16 protein-coding genes and 1 riboswitch are annotated in these 17,560 nt (G+C 59.2%); of the genes, 12 read left to right on the forward strand and 4 right to left on the reverse strand.

Annotated features, from left to right (window positions below; translation table 11 throughout):
* Positions 1-28 precede the first annotated feature (28 nt).
* From dctP to MCRY_RS06940, 9 genes are all read left to right on the forward strand, one after another.
* Positions 29-1,042 carry a TRAP transporter substrate-binding protein DctP gene (dctP, locus tag MCRY_RS06900; protein ID WP_171046114.1) on the forward strand — a complete coding sequence of 338 codons (1,014 nt, stop codon included), beginning with the start codon at positions 29-31 and terminating at the stop codon, positions 1,040-1,042.
* A 55-nt stretch (positions 1,043-1,097) separates the two neighbouring features.
* On the forward strand, positions 1,098-1,604 hold the full coding sequence (locus MCRY_RS06905) for a TRAP transporter small permease (protein ID WP_085628765.1): 507 nt from the start codon (positions 1,098-1,100) through the stop codon (positions 1,602-1,604).
* Entirely contained in the window at positions 1,604-2,914 is a 1,311-nt protein-coding gene (locus tag MCRY_RS06910) for a TRAP transporter large permease (protein ID WP_085628766.1), read from the forward strand. Before MCRY_RS06905 ends, MCRY_RS06910 begins: the two co-directional genes overlap by 1 nt.
* 226 nt (positions 2,915-3,140) lie before the next feature.
* Positions 3,141-4,565: a circularly permuted type 2 ATP-grasp protein gene (locus MCRY_RS06915; protein WP_085628767.1), complete on the forward strand. Its 1,425-nt coding sequence runs from the start codon at positions 3,141-3,143 to the stop codon at positions 4,563-4,565.
* Positions 4,566-4,569: 4 nt separating this feature from the next.
* On the forward strand, positions 4,570-5,511 hold the full coding sequence (locus tag MCRY_RS06920; protein ID WP_085628768.1) for an alpha-E domain-containing protein: 942 nt from the start codon (positions 4,570-4,572) through the stop codon (positions 5,509-5,511).
* A gap of 21 nt (positions 5,512-5,532) precedes the next feature.
* On the forward strand, positions 5,533-6,330 hold the full coding sequence (locus MCRY_RS06925; protein ID WP_085628769.1) for a transglutaminase family protein: 798 nt from the start codon (positions 5,533-5,535) through the stop codon (positions 6,328-6,330).
* A 30-nt stretch (positions 6,331-6,360) separates the two neighbouring features.
* Complete coding sequence (locus MCRY_RS06930) at positions 6,361-7,083, forward strand: proteasome-type protease (RefSeq protein ID WP_085628770.1); 723 nt, start codon at positions 6,361-6,363, stop codon at positions 7,081-7,083.
* Positions 7,084-7,105: 22 nt separating this feature from the next.
* The gene (locus tag MCRY_RS06935) at positions 7,106-8,059 is read left to right on the forward strand and encodes a carbohydrate kinase family protein (RefSeq protein WP_085628771.1); all 954 of its coding nucleotides are present in this window, start codon (positions 7,106-7,108) and stop codon (positions 8,057-8,059) included.
* A gap of 4 nt (positions 8,060-8,063) precedes the next feature.
* Positions 8,064-8,723: a transaldolase family protein gene (locus MCRY_RS06940; protein ID WP_171046113.1), complete on the forward strand. Its 660-nt coding sequence runs from the start codon at positions 8,064-8,066 to the stop codon at positions 8,721-8,723.
* On the opposite strand, the gene MCRY_RS06945 is transcribed toward MCRY_RS06940, so the two are convergent.
* The 3 genes from MCRY_RS06945 to irrA form a co-directional block, all read right to left on the reverse strand.
* Entirely contained in the window at positions 8,718-9,020 is a 303-nt protein-coding gene (locus MCRY_RS06945) for a hypothetical protein (RefSeq protein WP_085628773.1), read from the reverse strand. The two genes, MCRY_RS06940 and MCRY_RS06945, sit on opposite strands and share 6 nt — an antisense overlap.
* Positions 9,021-9,121: 101 nt before the next feature.
* A riboswitch (cobalamin riboswitch) is annotated at positions 9,122-9,315 on the reverse strand.
* Positions 9,316-9,533: 218 nt separating this feature from the next.
* On the reverse strand, positions 9,534-13,124 hold the full coding sequence (locus MCRY_RS06950) for a DUF4214 domain-containing protein (RefSeq protein ID WP_085628774.1): 3,591 nt from the start codon (positions 13,122-13,124) through the stop codon (positions 9,534-9,536).
* A gap of 325 nt (positions 13,125-13,449) precedes the next feature.
* The gene (irrA, locus tag MCRY_RS06955) at positions 13,450-13,866 is read right to left on the reverse strand and encodes an iron response transcriptional regulator IrrA (RefSeq protein WP_085628775.1); all 417 of its coding nucleotides are present in this window, start codon (positions 13,864-13,866) and stop codon (positions 13,450-13,452) included.
* Positions 13,867-14,039: 173 nt separating this feature from the next.
* Between irrA and fabA the strand changes: the two genes are divergently transcribed.
* Positions 14,040-14,549 (forward strand): bifunctional 3-hydroxydecanoyl-ACP dehydratase/trans-2-decenoyl-ACP isomerase, encoded by a 510-nt coding sequence (gene fabA, locus MCRY_RS06960; RefSeq protein ID WP_085628952.1) that lies wholly within the window; start codon positions 14,040-14,042, stop codon positions 14,547-14,549.
* Positions 14,550-14,559: 10 nt separating this feature from the next.
* Here fabA and MCRY_RS06965 read toward each other — a convergent pair whose 3' ends face one another.
* Positions 14,560-15,222, reverse strand: coding sequence for a dimethylsulfonioproprionate lyase family protein (locus MCRY_RS06965; RefSeq protein WP_085628776.1), 663 nt, complete (start codon positions 15,220-15,222; stop codon positions 14,560-14,562).
* Between the two features lie 273 nt (positions 15,223-15,495).
* Here MCRY_RS06965 and MCRY_RS06970 point away from each other — a divergent pair, with 273 nt between their 5' ends.
* Both MCRY_RS06970 and MCRY_RS06975 read left to right on the forward strand, forming a co-directional pair.
* A complete protein-coding gene (locus MCRY_RS06970) occupies positions 15,496-16,725 on the forward strand; it encodes a beta-ketoacyl synthase N-terminal-like domain-containing protein (protein ID WP_085628777.1) in 1,230 nt (409 codons plus the stop codon).
* A gap of 2 nt (positions 16,726-16,727) precedes the next feature.
* Positions 16,728-17,519, forward strand: a complete 792-nt coding sequence (locus tag MCRY_RS06975; RefSeq protein WP_085628778.1) for an enoyl-ACP reductase FabI — start codon at positions 16,728-16,730, stop codon at positions 17,517-17,519.
* Positions 17,520-17,560: the final 41 nt, after the last annotated feature.

The raw sequence follows: 17,560 nt of genomic DNA on the forward strand, positions 1-17,560 counted from the left end.
TGGCCGAAGGGTGTAGGAGGAACTATCTATGAACATGAACCTTTTGAAAGGCTGCGTTGCGGGTGGCGTCATGCTGGGCACAGTGGCTCAGGCGCAAGAGACCATCACAGCGGTCCACGCGTTTCCCGAGACGCTGATCTACACGCAAAGCTTTTTGTCCTTCGTGGACAAGGTGAACGCAGCCGGCGAAGGCGTGATCCAGATCGAAGTGCGCGGTGGCCCGGAAGCCATCGGTATGTTCCAGCAGCCCGACGCGGTGCGCGACGGAATCGTCGACATGGTCTACACGCCGGGGTCGTTCTACGGCGGCGCGCTGCCCGAGAAAGACGCGCTGGTCGCGTCGAACCTGACAGCTGTTGAGACCCGTGAAAACGGTGGGATCGAGCTGATCGACCAGATCCATCAGGAACGCATGGGCCTCAAGTACCTTGGCTGGTTCGACAGCGGTGTGTGCTACAACCTCTGGACTCGGGATGAGCCGTCGTTTGACGCGGATGGTAACCTCGAAGTGGACGGCCTGCGCCTGCGCGGTAACGCCGTTTATAACGCGTTCTTCACCAACTACCTTCAGGCTCAGGTGATCGACCTGCCGACGGGCGAGGTGTATTCCGCGCTTCAGAACGGTGTGGTGGACGCAACCGGCTGGACCCAGATCGGCCTCATCGACCTCAAGTGGAACGAATTCCTGAATTACCGGATCGAGCCCTGCTTCTTCTCGACCGACCTTGGTGTGATCGTGAACCAGGAAACATGGGACGGTTTGAGCGATGAAGCCAAGACCATCCTGCAAGACACAGCAATCCAGCACGAGATCGACAGCGTGAACGCGCTGCGCACCAAGCGGGACGAAGATTTCGCTGCGCTTGATGCTGCTGGCATGAAGGTGGTCGAACTCGAAGGCGAGGCGAAAGCCAACTACCTTGCCGCCGCGCGCGAAACCACGTGGGCGCGGATGAAAGAGTTGATGGAAGCAGAGCCGCAGTCGGTTGCGAGCTATGACGACCTGATCGCCAAGTTCTACGATCCGGCCGCAGACAACTAAGACCAACGGGCCGGGGCATGTGTCCCGGCCCACCTTTCAGCGAACGGAACTCCCCATGCGCGCCGTTATCCGCGTCTATGACGCCCTGCTTTACACGATGGCCTTTTTCGCAGCCGTGACCTTGGTCTGGTTGATGGTGTCTGTGGTCATGTCCGTCGTGATGCGCAATCTGGGTCTGCAACCCTTCGCGTGGCTGTTTACCTCAGCCGAATACGGCATTCTGTACATGACCATGCTTGGCGCACCGTGGCTTGTGCGTGAAAAGGGCCATGTGCATATCGAACTGGTCACCGCCGCGCTGCCACCCACCTTGCGGCGTTTCGTGAGCCGCTTGGTGGCTGCGCTGTGCGTGCTCGTCTGTATCATCCTTGCGTGGTACGGGCTGCAGCTTTTCCTGACCAATATCGAGCGCAACAACTACGATGTGCGCGCCTATTACTATCCCCGCTGGCTTTTGACCGTGACGTTTCCCATCGCCTTTTCGGTGATGGCGATCGAGTTCTCGCGGTTCGTGTTCGGGTCTGAATTGATGCACTCGGGTGAAGCGGGGATTCACGAATAATGGAATGGTTCGAAGCCCTAGGTCTGCTGGTCGGCAGCATCATGCTCCTCATGGCGATTGGTATGCCCGTCGCCTTGGCCTTTCTTGCCGCCAACATCATCGGTGCATGGGTGTTCATGGGCGGCGACCGCGGTGTGGTCGCGCTTTTGAACAATGGTTGGGGCGCACTGACGATCTTTGCGCTTGTTCCGATCCCGCTGTTTCTGCTGATGGGTGAGATATTCTTCCAGACGGGGCTGGGAAGCCGCATGTTTTCAGCCATCGACAAGCTGTTGGGTCGGCTGCCGGGGCGTCTGAGCTATGTGACCGTTTTGGGCGGCACTGGCTTTTCCACGCTGTCGGGGTCTTCGATGGGATCAACCGCGCTCTTGGGCTCGCTCATGGTGCCCGAGATGAACCGGCGCGGCTACAAGAGCCACATGTCCATCGGTCCGATCCTTGGAACGGGTGGATTGGCGATCATCATCCCGCCCTCGGCGCTTGCGGTGCTTCTGGCGACCTTGGCTAAGATCGACGTGGGCGCCTTGCTCATTGCGGGTGTGATCCCCGGACTGATCCTTGCCGGGTTCTATGTCGCCACGATCTATATCCAGACCCGGATCGACCCGGAGGCAGCCCCCGCTTATGATGTGGAACCGATGACGGCGGGCGAAAAGATCGGCATCCTGATGCGCGACGTGGTCCCAATGATCGGGCTGATGGTCGCCATCGTGATCATGATGATCAATGGTATCGTCACCCCGTCCGAAGCTGCAGCATTCGGCGCGCTGGGCGTGTTGATCCTTGCCGCGTTCTACCGTTGTCTGACATGGGACTCGGTCAAGAAATCCGTCCGTGGTGCTCTGCGTGTGACACTGATGGCCTACCTGATTGTCTTTGGCTCGGCGACGTTCAGCCAGCTCTTGGCCTTCTCTGGGGCATCGCGCGGGCTCATCAACTGGGCCACGGGGTTTGATCTGGACCCGACGCTGATGCTTTTGGTGATGTTTGGCGTGCTGCTGGTCTTGGGTATGTTCATGGAGCAGATTTCGATCATGCTGCTGACGGTCCCGATCTTTTTCCCTCTGGCGGCAACGCTTGGGTTCGATCCGATCTGGTTTGGCCTGATCATGCTGCTCGCGCTGGAAATCAGCTTTACGACACCGCCCTTTGGCCTGCTTTTGTTCGTGATGAAAGGCGTCGCACCGCCCAATACGACCATGCGCGAGATTTATCGCGCCGCGTTTCCGTTCATCCTGTGTTCGCTGCTGGTTGTCGCACTTTTGATCCTGTTTCCGCCTCTGGCGACGTGGTTGCCCGGTCTTGGATAAGGCTGCTCTAGTCTCGTCTGATCGTCTGGCGCCGGAACGGCCTCGCAAGAAGCGCACATAATTTACTCTATCCTGAGGTGATCGGCGCGTCTGAAGTGGGAACCTCATAATCCCAAAGGATAAATGACGCCTTATTTTTAGGCATTAAGCAAAGATTTCGGGCCCCGCCCCTCGCTGCATGCGTGATCGCCTTGCACTTCGCCACGTTGCTGCGCAAGCTTGTCCTATGTCTGAACACTCTGTCTTCGATGAAATGTTGGGTCGTGATGCGCAAATCCGCGCCCCTTATCAGAATTTTTTTGACTGGTTCGATAAGGAAGACCCAAAGCGTCTGAGGGCCAAGAACCGTGAGGCGGAGGAACTTTTCCGTCTGACCGGGATCACCTTCAACGTTTACGGGCGCTCTGAGGCGGAAGAACGCCTGATCCCCTTTGACATCATTCCCAGGATCATTTCTGGGTCGGAATGGGCCAAGCTGTCTCGAGGCATCGAACAGCGTGTGCGTGCGATCAACGCGTTTCTGCATGACATCTATCATACGCAGGAAATCCTGAAGGCCGGGCGCATCCCGCGTGAGATGATCTCACAGAACGAGGCGTTTCAACCCAAAATGATTGGCGTCGATGTGCCGGGCGGTGTTTATACCCACATCGTCGGCATTGATCTTGTCTGCACCGGGCCGGGTGAATTCTACGTTCTCGAAGACAATGCGCGCACCCCGTCGGGTGTGAGCTACATGCTCGAAAACCGCGAAACCATGTTGCAGATGTTCCCGGAGCTTTTCTCCAAGAACCGGGTGCAACCCGTGCAGCAATACCCAATCGACCTGCGCCGGTCGCTTGCGGCCTGCGCGCCCAGCATGTCGCAATCCGATCCCACGGTCGCTGTGCTAACCCCGGGGATCTACAACTCGGCCTATTTCGAACATGCATTCCTTGCTGACCAGATGGGTGTCGAGCTTGTTGAAGGGCATGATCTTCGGGTGATCGACGGCCGTGTCGCCATGCGCACCACCCACGGATACAAGCCGATCGACGTGCTGTACCGTCGGGTCGACGATGACTTCCTCGACCCGCTGAACTTCAACCCGGACAGCCAATTGGGCGTGCCGGGCATCATGGATGTCTACCGGGCGGGCGGTATCACCATCGCCAATGCGCCTGGTACAGGCATTTCCGACGATAAGGCTATCTATTCCTACATGCCGGAAATCGTGGAGTTCTACACTGGCGAACGGCCTTTGCTTCAGAACGTCCCGACATGGCGCTGTTCAGAGCCAGAGTCGCTTGCCTATGTGCTGGACAATCTGGAAGACCTTGTCGTGAAAGAGGTGCATGGGTCGGGTGGCTACGGCATGCTGATTGGTCCGACTGCCACCAAAAAAGACATTGCCGCCTTCCGCAAAAAGCTCAAGGCGCGACCCAAGAACTATATCGCGCAGCCGACGCTCAGCCTGTCCACTGTTCCGATCTTCGCAAAAGCCGGGTTGACGCCGCGCCATGTGGATCTGCGGCCATACGTGCTTGTCAGCCCAGATGGGATCAAGATCACGCCCGGCGGTTTGACACGGGTGGCGCTCAAGAAAGGGTCACTGGTCGTGAACTCATCGCAAGGTGGGGGAACGAAGGACACCTGGGTTCTGGAGGAATAGCGCCATGTTGGGAAAAACCGCCAATGGCCTCTTCTGGATGTATCGCTACATGGAGAGAGCCGAAAACACCGCGCGTCTGATCGAAACAGGCCAGCGCATCGCTTTGACGCGATTGAACCAGACCGACGAGGAATGGCTGTCTGTGTTGCAGTCCGCCGATTGCCTTGAGGGTTTCAACGCCACGCATGACGAGATCTCACGCGATCTGGCTGTCGACTGGATGCTGCGCAGCAAGGACAATTCATCGTCGGTGGTCTCTAGCGTCAACGCCGCGCGGCAAAACGCGCGGCTGGTCCGTACCGCCATCACTGGCGAAGTCTGGGAAGCCGTAAACTCGGCTTATATGGCTTTGAAAAAGGCGTTGTCGCGAAAGGTGTCGGAACGTGATTTGCCGAGTGTGCTTCGCCTGATCCGGCATCACGCAGCTTTGGTACGAGGCGTCACGCATGGCACGATGCTACGTAATGACATTTACGATTTCGCGCGACTTGGCACATTCCTCGAACGGGCAGACAACACAGCGCGCATCTTGGATGTGAAATACTATGTCTTGCTGCCTTCAGCGCGATCTGTGGGTACGTCCATCGACAATGTGCAATGGGAATCAATCCTGCGGTCGGTCTCGGCGCGGGGCGGGTTCCGCATGGAATACGGAGCCGGCGGCGGCCCCCGTGAAATCGCAGATTTCCTGATTCTCGACAAAAGGATGCCGCGCTCGCTTGCGTTCTGCGTAGGTAAACTGTGCGACAACCTCGATTATCTGGCGACCGAGGAAGATGCTGGAGCCGCGTCGCGCGAAAAGGTCGGAATGCTGCGAAACGGGCTGTTGTCCAAGAGCATTGATGATATCCTCGATTATGGATTGCACGAATTTCTTCAGAAAACGCTTCAAGAGCTTTCGATGATTTCGCGCCAAATCGAACAGGATTTCCGTTTTTATGCCTAGGCTTCAGCAAGACCAGTCTGCATGCGCCTGAAGATCGAACACACCACGGTGTATAGCTTCGATACGCCGGTCGTTTACGGATTGCAGCAGCTGCGCAAGACGCCGAAATCGTCATACAACCAGTCAGTTATTTCGTGGGAGACCGACATCATTGGCGGTCGCAAGGAAGTCTCGTTCGAAGATCACCACCACAACACGACTGAGTTGATTAGTTTTGACCCGAACGTCACCGAATTATCCGTGTCGAGTGCAGGGGCTGTGGAGATTACTGAAAACGCAGGCATTCTTGGTGCGCATCACGGAATGACGCCGCTATGGCTCTATGCCATGACGACCCCGCGTACCGAAGTCGGACCGGGCACACGCGCGTTTATCAAAGGGATGGACGCGCAACCGGGTATCCCCGATCTGCATGATCTGTCTGAACGCATCCGGACGCAGGTGCCGTATACGCTGGGGTCATCTGCCCCTGATTGGAGCGCCGAAGACTCAATTGAAGCAGGGCAAGGCGTCTGTCAGGACCACACCCACATCATGATTGCGTGTGCACGGGCGATGAAACTGCCCGCGCGCTACGCAAGCGGCTATCTCATGCTGAACGAAACCACGACACAGGACGCCATGCATGCCTGGGCCGAGGTGCATGTCGAAGGTCTCGGGTGGGTCGGGTTCGATGTGTCGAATGGTGTTTCGCCCGACACACGCTATGTGCGCGTTGCGACAGGACTGGACTATTCCGATGCAGCGCCGATATCTGGTACTCGGATCGGTGGAATCAACGAAGAGCTGCATGTCAGCATCCAAGTGGTTCAGCAGTAAAGGCACAACCAAGTGACATATTGCGTTGGAATGATGCTGAGCAGCGGCTTGGTCTTCATGTCGGACACCCGCACCAATGCCGGGTTGGACAATATTTCAACCTTCAAGAAGATGACAATCTGGGAAGAACCGGGTGAGCGGGTGCTGACGCTGATGTCCGCAGGCAACTTGGCGACCACCCAAGCGGTCGTCAGCCTTTTGGACGAACGCAGTAAACTGCCCGAAGACAGGACGCCGTCGCTGATGAAAGCGCCGTCAATGTTCCAAGCCGCATGCATGGTGGGTGATACGCTGCGCGAAGTCATCAAGGGGCTGCGAGAAGGCGGCCAACGCGCTGATGGCGCGTTCGATGCGACCTTGATCCTTGGTGGACAGATCGCAGGCAGTCCGCCGCGCCTGTTCCTCATCTATCCGCAGGGAAACTTCATCGAGGCGGGGGACGACACGCCCTTTTTCCAGATTGGTGAGATCAAATATGGGCGCCCCATTCTTGTCCGCGCCTACGATCCCGATCTCAGTTTCGCAGAGGCCTTGAAGCTGCTGCTGGTGAGTTTTGACTCCACGCTCAAAGCGAATTTGTCGGTCGGCGCACCGCTCGATTATTTCTGCTACACGACCGACAGCCTCGAGAAAAAGCACGTGGGTCGTGTCGAGGTGGACAATGCCGAGTTTCAGGCGATCTCGACTCAATGGGGCAATGCCCTTAAGCAGGCACTTGATACGTTGCCCGACGTGCATTTGAACACAAACTGAACGAATAGCCGAAAGTCCTGTCATGTCTGCAAGCCCCGTTATCTGCGTCGGCGGTGAAAACCTCATTGATCACGTCACCCGCGATGGAGAGGTCTCTGCCCTTGCCGGTGGATCGCCCTTCAACGTCGCGATGGCACTTGGGCGGCAACAGGCGGATGTGCACTACCTGACGCCGATCTCGACCGACACATGGGGCGATACACTGGCCGACACGCTGGTCGCATCCGGCGTGACGCTTGCTGGCGGGCGCGTCGATGCACCGACGACCATTGCCCGCGTGACCGTGACAAACGGTATCCCATCCTATGTGTTCGAACGCGACGGCACTGCCGAACGCAGCGTCACCGCTGCTTCACTGGCCGCTGCAATGCCTGCGGGAACAACCGTTTTGCACACCGGGTCACTGGCGCTGACCGATGGCGCAGATGCCGACGCTTGGGAAGAGACCTGCAAAACAGCCTATACGTCGGGGACACTTGTGTCGCTTGATCCGAATGTCCGCCTGTCGGTGATCACCGATATCGACGCCTACCGCGCGCGGATCTTCCGCATGATGCAGGCTGCGCATGTGCTGAAACTCAGCGACGAAGACCTCGAAGGTTTGTGTCCGGATATGCCGCAGGATGCCGCCCTCGCACATGTACGCAGCCAGACATCGGCGTCACTGGTGGTCATGACCAAAGGCCCCGACGGCGCAATCGCCATGCGCGGCGACAACACGGTGAACATTCCCGCACCGCCTGTGCCCGGTCTTGTCGACACTGTGGGCGCAGGTGACACGTTTATGGCAACCCTGTTGGCCGGTTTGGCTCGGACCGATGTTCTGGCACCTGCTGCGCTTGATGGTCTTGATGCCGCGCAGGTCGAAGCCCTGATCCGCCGTGCAGGTATGGCAGCCGCCATCAATTGCAGCCGCGCGGGGTGCAATCCTCCGACGTTGTCAGAGCTCGACACCGCTATGACTGCGGTCGGCTGACATTTTGGACCTCTACCTCGATACGGCGGACCGTGCGGCATGGACAGATCTCATGCCAACAGGCCTCTTTCGGGGCATTACCACCAACCCGCTTCTGGCACAGCGCGCGGGGCTGGACTACCCGGCGATCAACTGGGTCGAGATGGCAAAGCGCGCGCATGACCTCGGTGCTCTGGAACTGCATGGTCAGGTGTTCGGGGCTGTCGAAGCCTATGTCGACTGGGCCCATAAGCTTTACGATGCCGGCGCAGCGGCGGGTCTGCGCACAGTCGTCAAAATTCCGATGACACCGGATGCCCTGCGCGCCGTCCCGTCAATCAAGGCGCTCGGTGGCCCAATCCTGCTCACTGCCGTTTACGACCCCAAACAGGTAATCGTGGCCAAGGCGTTGGATGCCGATTTCGTGGCCCCCTATTTCGGGCGAATGGATGAGGCGGGATTGCCTGCCTTGAATCACCTCTCGAACATGCAAGCCATCTCTGGTGGTAAGCCGCGCATCCTTGTGGCATCGCTGCGCACCGCCGATCAAATGGTGGCGCTTGCCGCCCGCGGGCTGGACTGTTTTACCCTTTCTCCAGACCTTGCCCGCAGTTTGCTCAGTGATCCCATGACCCAAGAGGCAGCCGCCGCGTTCGAAGCCGCCGCCTCTGGCCTAAAATCATAGCGACAGCCGCCGCTCCTTGGCACCGCCGCGCCGGCGTGGTTTGGGCAGCGCAAGATCAAGCGGCGTAAGCGGAGCATCCAAAGACGCCTTCAACAGCTTGCAAAACTCCTCAACCGCCGGATCGGTGTCCCGAAACGGTGCGGCTGCCATATAGGCGCAGGTGGCCTCGGTCAGGTAACAGGCTTTGGCAGGCAGCCCACCAAGCCATTGCATATAGCCCAATTGCCCAATCTCCCGCGCACGTTCGGCTGTGCGAGGATTGACCTGTAACTGGGTCAGGGTTCGTTCGATCGACATATCAGCGCCCTCCGCGCAGGGACAGGTCGCATAGAGGTCGTATTCAAGTACCGCACCACAGCGGCGCAAGCCATATCGACCTCCGGAGCACCCCGCCCGGGTTCAGTTCATATGTGATGGCAGGTCTCCTGACTCGCGGGTCATCGTGAAGCTCGCACCTTCCCAGACCATTCGGCCCAGTGGTTTTGCGCGAAGCACTCACCGCTTACAGTTGCGGGGGCAGTCACGGAATTGCACCGTATTCCCTATTCGGGCAGCGCTTCAGACACTGCCCACCATCGCGGTCTACTGTCACAGAAGCGGCGATTCCAATCAATTGGCATTGTGCCAATACGTCCAATTCGACGCAGATCGTACTCTTGCTCACGGCTTGTTAAGACAACGGTGCCAAAACCGGGCAGCACTTGGGCGACACGGTTCAAGTCGTTGCAAAAGGCTTTTCGAATGTCTGTCGTCTACCTGCCATTGTGGCTGGGCGCCTGCCTGTGGGTGCACACCATCTTCCATCGTGGATCATATCGCGAAGGGCGCATCGGATACGCCGACAAGCTGGATCAGGAAGTCGCCATCCGTGGCGGAAAGCGCCTCTTCGTAGAAATCATCGCTGCGGGCAAGACCTTCCTCAAGGCTGATCTGGGATCCGTCGAACTCGGACATCACCATGCTTGCTTCCTCCACATCGGACATGCCGCGCGTAATGGCAAAATGGCTGCCCAAAGCGACCTTGTTCTCAAGATAGGCGGCATCGGCGGCGCTGCCGGTTGCGGCCTTGGCTCCGGCAAGGATCTCCATGATGAAGGTCGACGGCGTCACCGCAGCATTGCTTTCCAGCAGATCAAGCCAGAACTCGAGACCCGACGCATCGGGCGCGCGCCCCAGCACGTTCTGATAGACGGTCGAGACGAACTCCGACAGGTCCGCCACATCGCCATAAAGCGCGCGGGTTTCCGGCTGGTCGAAGAAATACCCGGCGATCTCGCGCAGGCTCATGCCATCAGCAAGCTGGTTGCCCCAGAAGAACAGCCCAACCGCATCGGGCGCCCGGTTGAAATAGGCGATATAGAGCTCGGTCAGCGTGCCCATCGCGTCGTCGGTCAGCCGCGCCATCCCGTCGAAGAGATCAAGGTCGATCCCGGCTTCGCCAAACGAGGAGCTATGGCTGTCAAATTGCAACCGCTCGATATTCCGGATCTGAACTGGCGCACTGTCCAATACCCTGTTTTCCAACCAGACGTCGTCATCCCCAATGCGCAACGAATAAAAAGTCTGGTTGCCGTCCAGCAAGAGTGTGTCAAAGCCCGTCCCGCCGTCTATCGCGCCAATCAGGCTGTCCGGTTGGATTATATCATCACCCGCTGTTCCAGTTTGCACTGGGGCGCTAGCCCCCCCGTCCGACCGCTCGGAAAACGGCGCAACCATAGGGCTTGGCAAGGTTGCCAGATTATCGGCGACCCACTCGACGATTTGGGCGAAGTTGTTGACGACGGCGGGGTGGAGCGTGTTCGGGAGTTGGATGTCTGTGCTTGGGGGCGTTCCATAGAGGGTTGTATAGTGGATGGTTGCGGCGAGGAAGTAGAGGGTTGGTGTGCCGTGTCCTTCAAGGTCCTGGAACAGGTCCTGGGCGGTGAACTCCGCGATGCCGAGATCGCCAAGCATCTGGGCGATCTGGGGTCCGGCACTGATCAGGCGGACATCGAGGTCGGGACGGGCGTCGCGGATGATCTCGTGCAGTGCGACCCACCAGCCGTGCCAGTCCCCGGTGAGGTAGCTGACCCAGTTGCCGAAGGCCTCGGCGCTTGGCGGGAAGCTGTCGGCAAAGGGCTCGAGGCTGGGCCATGTCTCGTAGAGATTGATCGTGGCACCGGGGGCCTGCCCTTCGACCCATGCGATGATGCGCAGTGCGGCCTCGGCGGGCGAGGAACTGGGATCGGCATAGTCCGGGGCGTCCGGGGCCTGATCCTGGGTGAAGTTCTCTTCGGAAATGGTGATCTGGTTGATATTGGCGTCAGCGAAGCTCTGGCCGCTTTCGGGGGCCCAAGACGAGGCGACGCCTTCGATCCACAGATGCGGATTGGGCGGCAGGTTGTCATGCAGGGTGAGCATGCCGGTCTGGATCGAGGTGGCATAGGAGGTGCCGGACGACCCGGCCATCTGCTCCATCCAATGGGCGACGGAATGTTCGGGGTTGCCATCGGCCAGTGCAAAGAGCCCGGTGCCGAACACGTATTCGCGCACCTCTGCGGTCGGCGCGATATCGGGCTGCCGGGTTGGCCTCGGCTGTTCAGGCGTCGGCTCGGGTGTGGGCTGCGGTTGGGGTTCGGGACGCGGCTGTGGGGTGACGACCGGTGTGTCGTCCTCGTCCTGCGGGGTGGGCTCCGGCACGGGGCCGAAGTCGAACGTGGCGTTTCCGACAATCCCGTCCTTCATCGTGGCCGGAGCTGGGTGGCTTTCCATGAACTCCACCACGGCATCATGACGCGCGGTGCTGTCCTGCAGATGGCGCAGCGACCCCCAGCTGCCCCACTGGCTGGGCTCGGAGACATCGACGAAGGCATTGAAGAGCGTGCCACCGGCTGCTTCCCACCCGGCAAGCAGCTCGGTGTAGAGCTGGCCCATGCCGTCGGAGTAGTTCAGGTGGGTGAAGAACTCGGTGAGCAGGTCATTGTTGATCCACTGGCCGCTGCCGGCCACATGGGTGCCACCCTCGTACATCACCAGATCGAGACCGTGCGCATCGGCGACGGACTTGTGATAGGCGAACAACTCGAACAGGCTGACCAGGGAATCCTCGGCATCTCCGGTGACGGAGCCGTCACGCAGTTCGCGCACGGCAAGGGCCACCGCCTGATCGAAGCGGTGCTCGGCAAAATAAGCGTTTGCGGCAGAACCGCTCAGCCCGAGGGAAGCGGCGTCCTGACGGGCCTGCGCCTCGCTCTGGGCAATCCAGTTCAGCACCAGCGGAGCCTTGGCATCGGTGCCGAGACCGCCGCTGAAATAGCCGGTGATGGCGTAGGTGTCGAAGGACAGATAGGGCGCGGCATTGGCCGGGCTGAGCGCCTGCCAGTTGGGGGCCTGCAGGATCGATTCCTCCAACCCCGGCCAGCCGGTATGGGTGGCGATGACCTTGACCAACTGATCCTCAGACCCGGCATAAACGCTGTCCAGCACCGATGCCATCTCGGCGGCACGGGCGCCGTATTCCTGCATCCAGCCATCGCCAAGGTCCTGCCCAAAGCGCTCCTGTGCATCGGCAGAGGCCTCACGGGCCTGTTCGAACATCCAGTTCCAGACCTCGTTGGACATCTCGATATGGGCCCGCAGATCGGGGTCGAGATTGTCACGCACATAGGTGGCGAAGTTGCGGATATAGGCCTCGTCAGCGTTCCAGGGCATGTTGAACCAAGGCTCGGTGCCGGTGGCATTGGCCAGCGCCACCATCACCTCAAGAGGCACACCTTCAGCATAGCTGTAGGTGCCCACGGTGGGGCGGTCGGACCAGCTTTGGACCTGGGAATTGTTGGTCTCCTGCCAATCCATGAAGCGCAGCCCTTGCGCGTCGTTGATCATGTCGAGCCAGAGCGGGTTGAACAGCGCGCCGGCCTCGAAGGCGGGGATGTATTCCTGTTTGACCACCTCGATATTGCGCAGGTAGTTGCCGGTGTTCTGCGGATCGGTCCCGGTGATCGAAATGGTGACCATACCTTCGCCGGTGGGCGTGTAGTTGAACCAGATCTCGCCATTGGCCTGCGATATGATGTCGGCGCCGTGCACATGGATCTCGCCCGCGCCGTCATAGCTCAGTCGGTAGCTGCCCGCCGTATACTGCGCCTCGACCGGCATCTCGGTCAGAATGAAGGTCTCGACCCGATCGACACCCGACGGCAGATCAGTGATCCAGCCATTGGCATCCAGCAGCCCCATCGCCCCAAGATCCTCCGAGCCATAGGCCCCCCACTGGTTCTCGCTGTGCCCCAACCACGGCCGTGCCGTCTTGAACACATCCAGAAACGGTTGCTGAACACTCCAGTCAACAACCCCCCGCAATCCAAAAGAAAGTCCCGCCGCAGACGTCTGCGTTCCGAATACATCGGTCAAGGGTTCCATACCCCACACCCCTCATTCAAAACGCCCCCACGACGGGTGATGCGGAATGAGGAGTGAACGGGGTGTTAAAGAGCGAATTTACTGAAAATTTGGACTGTCTGCGGACCTGTTCCAGCTCGGCACTTCGAGTGCACCGCATTTGGAACGGGCTTTGAAACAAGGGGGATTACCCCTGTCGACGCAACTTTGCGGAAACAAAGTGGGGACTTGGGGAAATACAGAGAAATTGATCTATTCGGCGGCTTACATCAAATGCGCCCAATGTGATCTCATCTTTGGTCGTTGATCACAGCCTATGCCATGGCAATACGAGCCATGGCCTTTGTCAGGTTCGGCGAAGCTTGATCACCACGTTGACGCTGGAAATCTCTGCGCCTTCCGGTGGGCCGGGAATGCGCGCGATTTCGAGTTCGTCCGCGGGTGCGTCTGTCAGACGCCCCTCGTCTTCCCAGAAAAAATGCGGATGGTCATGCGTGTTGGTGTCGAAGTAGCTGCGTGCACCATCGACAGTGACTTCCTGCATCAGCCCTGCATCGCAGAAGGCGCGCAACGTGTTGTACACAGTGGCCAGCGACACTTGTTCGCCGGTATCCTGCGCGGCCGCGAACAGGCTTTCGGCGGTGACGTGGCGGTTCTTACCATCCCCAACGAGCAGAGATGCGAGGGCCACGCGCTGCCGCGTCGGGCGCACGCCGCCTTTGGACAGCCAATCGGTTCCGCGGTCGATGGATCGTGAAGACATACCGGCTTTGCTCCTTGTCACGTAAGTATATAGGGTGCGAATGGCTCGCAGTTCAAATAAATTTCTTGCAACAACTTGTCTCATGCCGCGTCGAGTGGTGGGCTTGCACGCGCATCGGCCTCGGTGATAGAGGAAGCGGGATTTCGCCAATCAATCCGGGAGCCTTGTCGAACATGACCGAATTTCCTCGCAGCTTCGACCGTGACGATCTTTTGAAATGTGCGCGCGGAGAGCTTTTCGGGCCGGGCAATGCGCAGCTTCCCGAGCCACCCATGCTGATGATGGACCGGATCACAGATATCTCGGGCGATGGCGGGGCGCATGGCAAAGGCCATGTCGTGGCCGAGTTCGACATCACCCCTGACCTTTGGTTTTTTGATTGTCACTTTCCGGGCAACCCGATCATGCCGGGCTGCTTGGGGTTGGATGGTCTGTGGCAATTGACGGGCTTCAACCTTGGTTGGCGGGGCTGGCAAGGGCGCGGCTATGCGCTGGGTGTAGGTGAGGTCAAGCTTACCGGTATGGTTCGCCCCGATCGTAAGATGCTGACCTATTACGTCGACTTCACCAAAGCCATCCAGACGCGCCGCCTGACCATGGGGGTTGCCGACGGCCGGGTCGAGGCCGACGGTGACGTCATCTATCAGGTCAAGGATATGAAAGTCGCTCTGTCCGAGAGCTAAGCTGTCAGGTTCACTTCCTTGGTCCCCGGCTGAACACCATTTTCTGGTTCGCCAATTTTTCCCGTGCACCTGTCCACGCGTAGCATAAGAGCGCCGGGTTTTGCTCGGCGACGGTGATGCGGTGGCGTTGTTCAGGTGGATTGAAGATCAGCGATCCCGGCGCATAAACACCCTGATCGTTCTCGGACACAGCGCCTGACAGGCAGATGTAGCTTTCGGAAATTCCGTCATGTGCATGCGCGGGATAGGTGCATCCCGGCGCGAATAGAACGAGACCAAGGATCACCTCGTCGGTGATCACTGGTCCGGTAGGGCCGACCAGTTCGGCATAAGCGTATTTCCGTTCCAAGCCGCGGGGCACTTTTTCATAGCCGTACTGCCAGACCAGATGCCCCTGCACGCTTTCCAGAGCCCGGATAAAGGGCGCGTGCCGCTCCATCCGGCCATTGTCCAGCGCACGCCGCCAATGCGCTGTTACCGGCTTACCCAAAGGTTCGTGTTCCTGTACTTCGGCATTCGCCTTGATGACCCGGCTGATGCCATCGCGGACGGTTTTCTGGTGGCTCCGGATCTTGGCGCTGCCGCCTGCAGACAAGCGTCGATAGAGTTCGTAATAGTCACGCAAGAGATACAGCCAGTCGGGACGGTCCTGAAGGCGGGGTTGTTCGGTCATGTCTCATCCCTGTCTGACGGGTATCGGGTGCATGCTGTGTCGTGATTCCCAGGGCTTGGCGCAAGGCGTCAGAGCACTGTAAACGCGGCATCGGGCCAGAATATCGCAGGCACTTTCGCGATTTGTCCCCGATCTGCGCCGGAGTGCTGCGTATAAAGGCATACAGCGTCAGCATGTTCCTCGATATTCAGGATCGCCCTGTTGCGTCCAATCTGCTTGCTCCTTCCCCCCACCTTCCCCTACACACGCATGCAACAATTGTAAGGAGCCGTGATGCGCCGTGTTGTCGTGACAGGATTGGGAATTGTTTCGTCTATTGGGAACAATGCCGAAGAGGTGGCCGCGAGCCTGAAAGCAGGCCGGTCCGGGATCACCGCAAATGCCGATATGGCTGAACATGGATTCCGGTCGCAGGTGGCCGGTGCCATCGACCTTGATGTGTCCGCGCATGTGGACAAGCGCACGCTGCGGTTCATGGGGCCGGGGGCTGCCTATGCCCATATTGCGATGGGACAGGCGATTGCCGATGCAGGGCTGACACCGGAAGAGGTGGTGAACCCGATGACAGGTTTGATCGCTGGATCGGGCGGGCCGTCGACCAGTGCGATGCTGACCGCGCATCAATCCGTGCTGAGCACAGGTGCAACAAAACGGATCGGGCCGTTCGCGGTGCCGAAAACCATGTCGTCGACTGTCAGCGCCAACCTTGCTACGGCATATCAGATCAAGGGCATGAACTTTTCGATCACCTCGGCCTGCTCGACGTCGCTGCATTGCATCGGCATGGCGGCACAACAGGTGGCTTTGGGGATGCAGGATGTGATGTTCGCGGGCGGTGGCGAAGAACTGGACTGGACGCTGTCCTGCCTGTTCGATGCGATGGGCGCCATGTCGTCGAAATACAACGACACACCCGAGAAAGCGTCGCGGGCCTTTGATGCGGGGCGCGACGGGTTCGTGATCTCGGGCGGTGGCGCGATGGTGGTGCTTGAACCGCTGGAACGCGCGCTGGCACGGGGCGCTACGATCTATGCCGAGGTCACCGGGTTCTCCGCCACCTCGGACGGTGCTGACATGGTCGCCCCGTCCGGCGAGGGGGGCGAACGCGCGATGCGCGGCGCGCTCAAGACGCTGCCAGAGGGCCGCAAAGTCAGCTATATAAATGCCCATGGCACTTCGACGCCCGTAGGCGATGTCGGCGAAATCGAAGCTGTGCGGCGTGTCTTTGGCGATGGATCGACACCGCCGGTGAGTTCCACCAAGTCGATGACAGGTCACAGCCAAGGCGCCACCGGCGCGCAAGAGGCGATCTACTGCCTGCTCGCGCTGCGGGACGATTTCATCATTCCATCGATCAACGTGGAAACACTCGATCCGGCACTGAAGCCGGAAGAGATCGCCACGGCACTGGTGGAAAATGCGGGTCTTGATACGTTGATGACCAATTCCTTCGGGTTTGGCGGCACCAATGGGTCGATGTTGTTGTCGAAGTACATGGATTGAAAATGACAGGACAATTGAAGGGCAAGCGCGGCCTGATCATGGGCGTCGCCAATGAGCGGTCCATCGCGTGGGGGATCGCAAAGGCGATGGCCGAAGCCGGAGCAGAGCTTGCCTTCACCTATCAGGGCGAAGCCTTTGGGAAACGTCTTGAACCGCTGGCGGCCAGTGTCGGGTCGGATTTCATGGTCGATGTAGATGTGACGGATGATGCGTCACTCGACACGGCGTTCGAACAACTGGCCGCACGCCGGCCGACGATCGATTTTCTTGTTCATGCGATCGCGTTTTCCGACAAGTCGGAACTGCAGGGACGCATCCTTAACACGAGCCGCGCCAACTTTAAGAATTCGCTCGATGTTTCGGCCTACAGCTTTATCGACGTGGCACGTCGGGCGCACCCGCTCATGGTGGACAACGGCGGTACGCTGCTGACGCTGACCTATATGGGGTCCACCCGCGTGACGCCCAGCTACAACGTCATGGGCGTGGCCAAGGCTGCGTTGGAGGCCTCTGTGCGCTATCTGGCGAACGACCTTGGTCCCGAAGGCATCCGCGTCAATGCGATCAGCCCCGGTCCGATGAAGACACTTGCCGGGGCGGCGATCGGTGGTGCGCGCAAGACTTACAAGCACACTGATCAGAATGCTCCGCTTCGCTCCAACGCCACTCTCGAAGCTGTGGGCGGGACAGCGGTGTATCTTGCGTCGGATGCCGGTGCTTGCACCACAGGCGAGATCATTCGCGTCGATGGTGGGTTCCATGTTTTGGGTATGCCGCAATTCGAGCATCTTTGACGTAGTTGGGAACTCTGCCCTGAGTTGATCGTTGTCTTCTG

This window comes from Marivita cryptomonadis (genome assembly GCF_002115725.1).
Taxonomy (GTDB): Bacteria; Pseudomonadota; Alphaproteobacteria; order Rhodobacterales; family Rhodobacteraceae; genus Marivita; species Marivita cryptomonadis.

Coding starts and splice junctions, on each gene's coding strand:
- MCRY_RS06920 (WP_085628768.1), top strand. CDS start 4,570: ATGTTGGGAAAAACCGCCAATGGCCTCTTCTGGATGTATCGCTACATG.
- MCRY_RS06970 (WP_085628777.1), top strand. CDS start 15,496: ATGCGCCGTGTTGTCGTGACAGGATTGGGAATTGTTTCGTCTATTGGG.
- dctP (WP_171046114.1), top strand. CDS start 29: ATGAACATGAACCTTTTGAAAGGCTGCGTTGCGGGTGGCGTCATGCTG.
- MCRY_RS06935 (WP_085628771.1), top strand. CDS start 7,106: ATGTCTGCAAGCCCCGTTATCTGCGTCGGCGGTGAAAACCTCATTGAT.
- MCRY_RS06925 (WP_085628769.1), top strand. CDS start 5,533: ATGCGCCTGAAGATCGAACACACCACGGTGTATAGCTTCGATACGCCG.
- fabA (WP_085628952.1), top strand. CDS start 14,040: ATGACCGAATTTCCTCGCAGCTTCGACCGTGACGATCTTTTGAAATGT.
- MCRY_RS06975 (WP_085628778.1), top strand. CDS start 16,728: ATGACAGGACAATTGAAGGGCAAGCGCGGCCTGATCATGGGCGTCGCC.
- MCRY_RS06950 (WP_085628774.1), bottom strand. CDS start 13,124: ATGGAACCCTTGACCGATGTATTCGGAACGCAGACGTCTGCGGCGGGA.
- MCRY_RS06910 (WP_085628766.1), top strand. CDS start 1,604: ATGGAATGGTTCGAAGCCCTAGGTCTGCTGGTCGGCAGCATCATGCTC.
- MCRY_RS06930 (WP_085628770.1), top strand. CDS start 6,361: ATGATGCTGAGCAGCGGCTTGGTCTTCATGTCGGACACCCGCACCAAT.
- MCRY_RS06905 (WP_085628765.1), top strand. CDS start 1,098: ATGCGCGCCGTTATCCGCGTCTATGACGCCCTGCTTTACACGATGGCC.
- irrA (WP_085628775.1), bottom strand. CDS start 13,866: ATGTCTTCACGATCCATCGACCGCGGAACCGATTGGCTGTCCAAAGGC.
- MCRY_RS06945 (WP_085628773.1), bottom strand. CDS start 9,020: ATGTCGATCGAACGAACCCTGACCCAGTTACAGGTCAATCCTCGCACA.
- MCRY_RS06965 (WP_085628776.1), bottom strand. CDS start 15,222: ATGACCGAACAACCCCGCCTTCAGGACCGTCCCGACTGGCTGTATCTC.
- MCRY_RS06915 (WP_085628767.1), top strand. CDS start 3,141: ATGTCTGAACACTCTGTCTTCGATGAAATGTTGGGTCGTGATGCGCAA.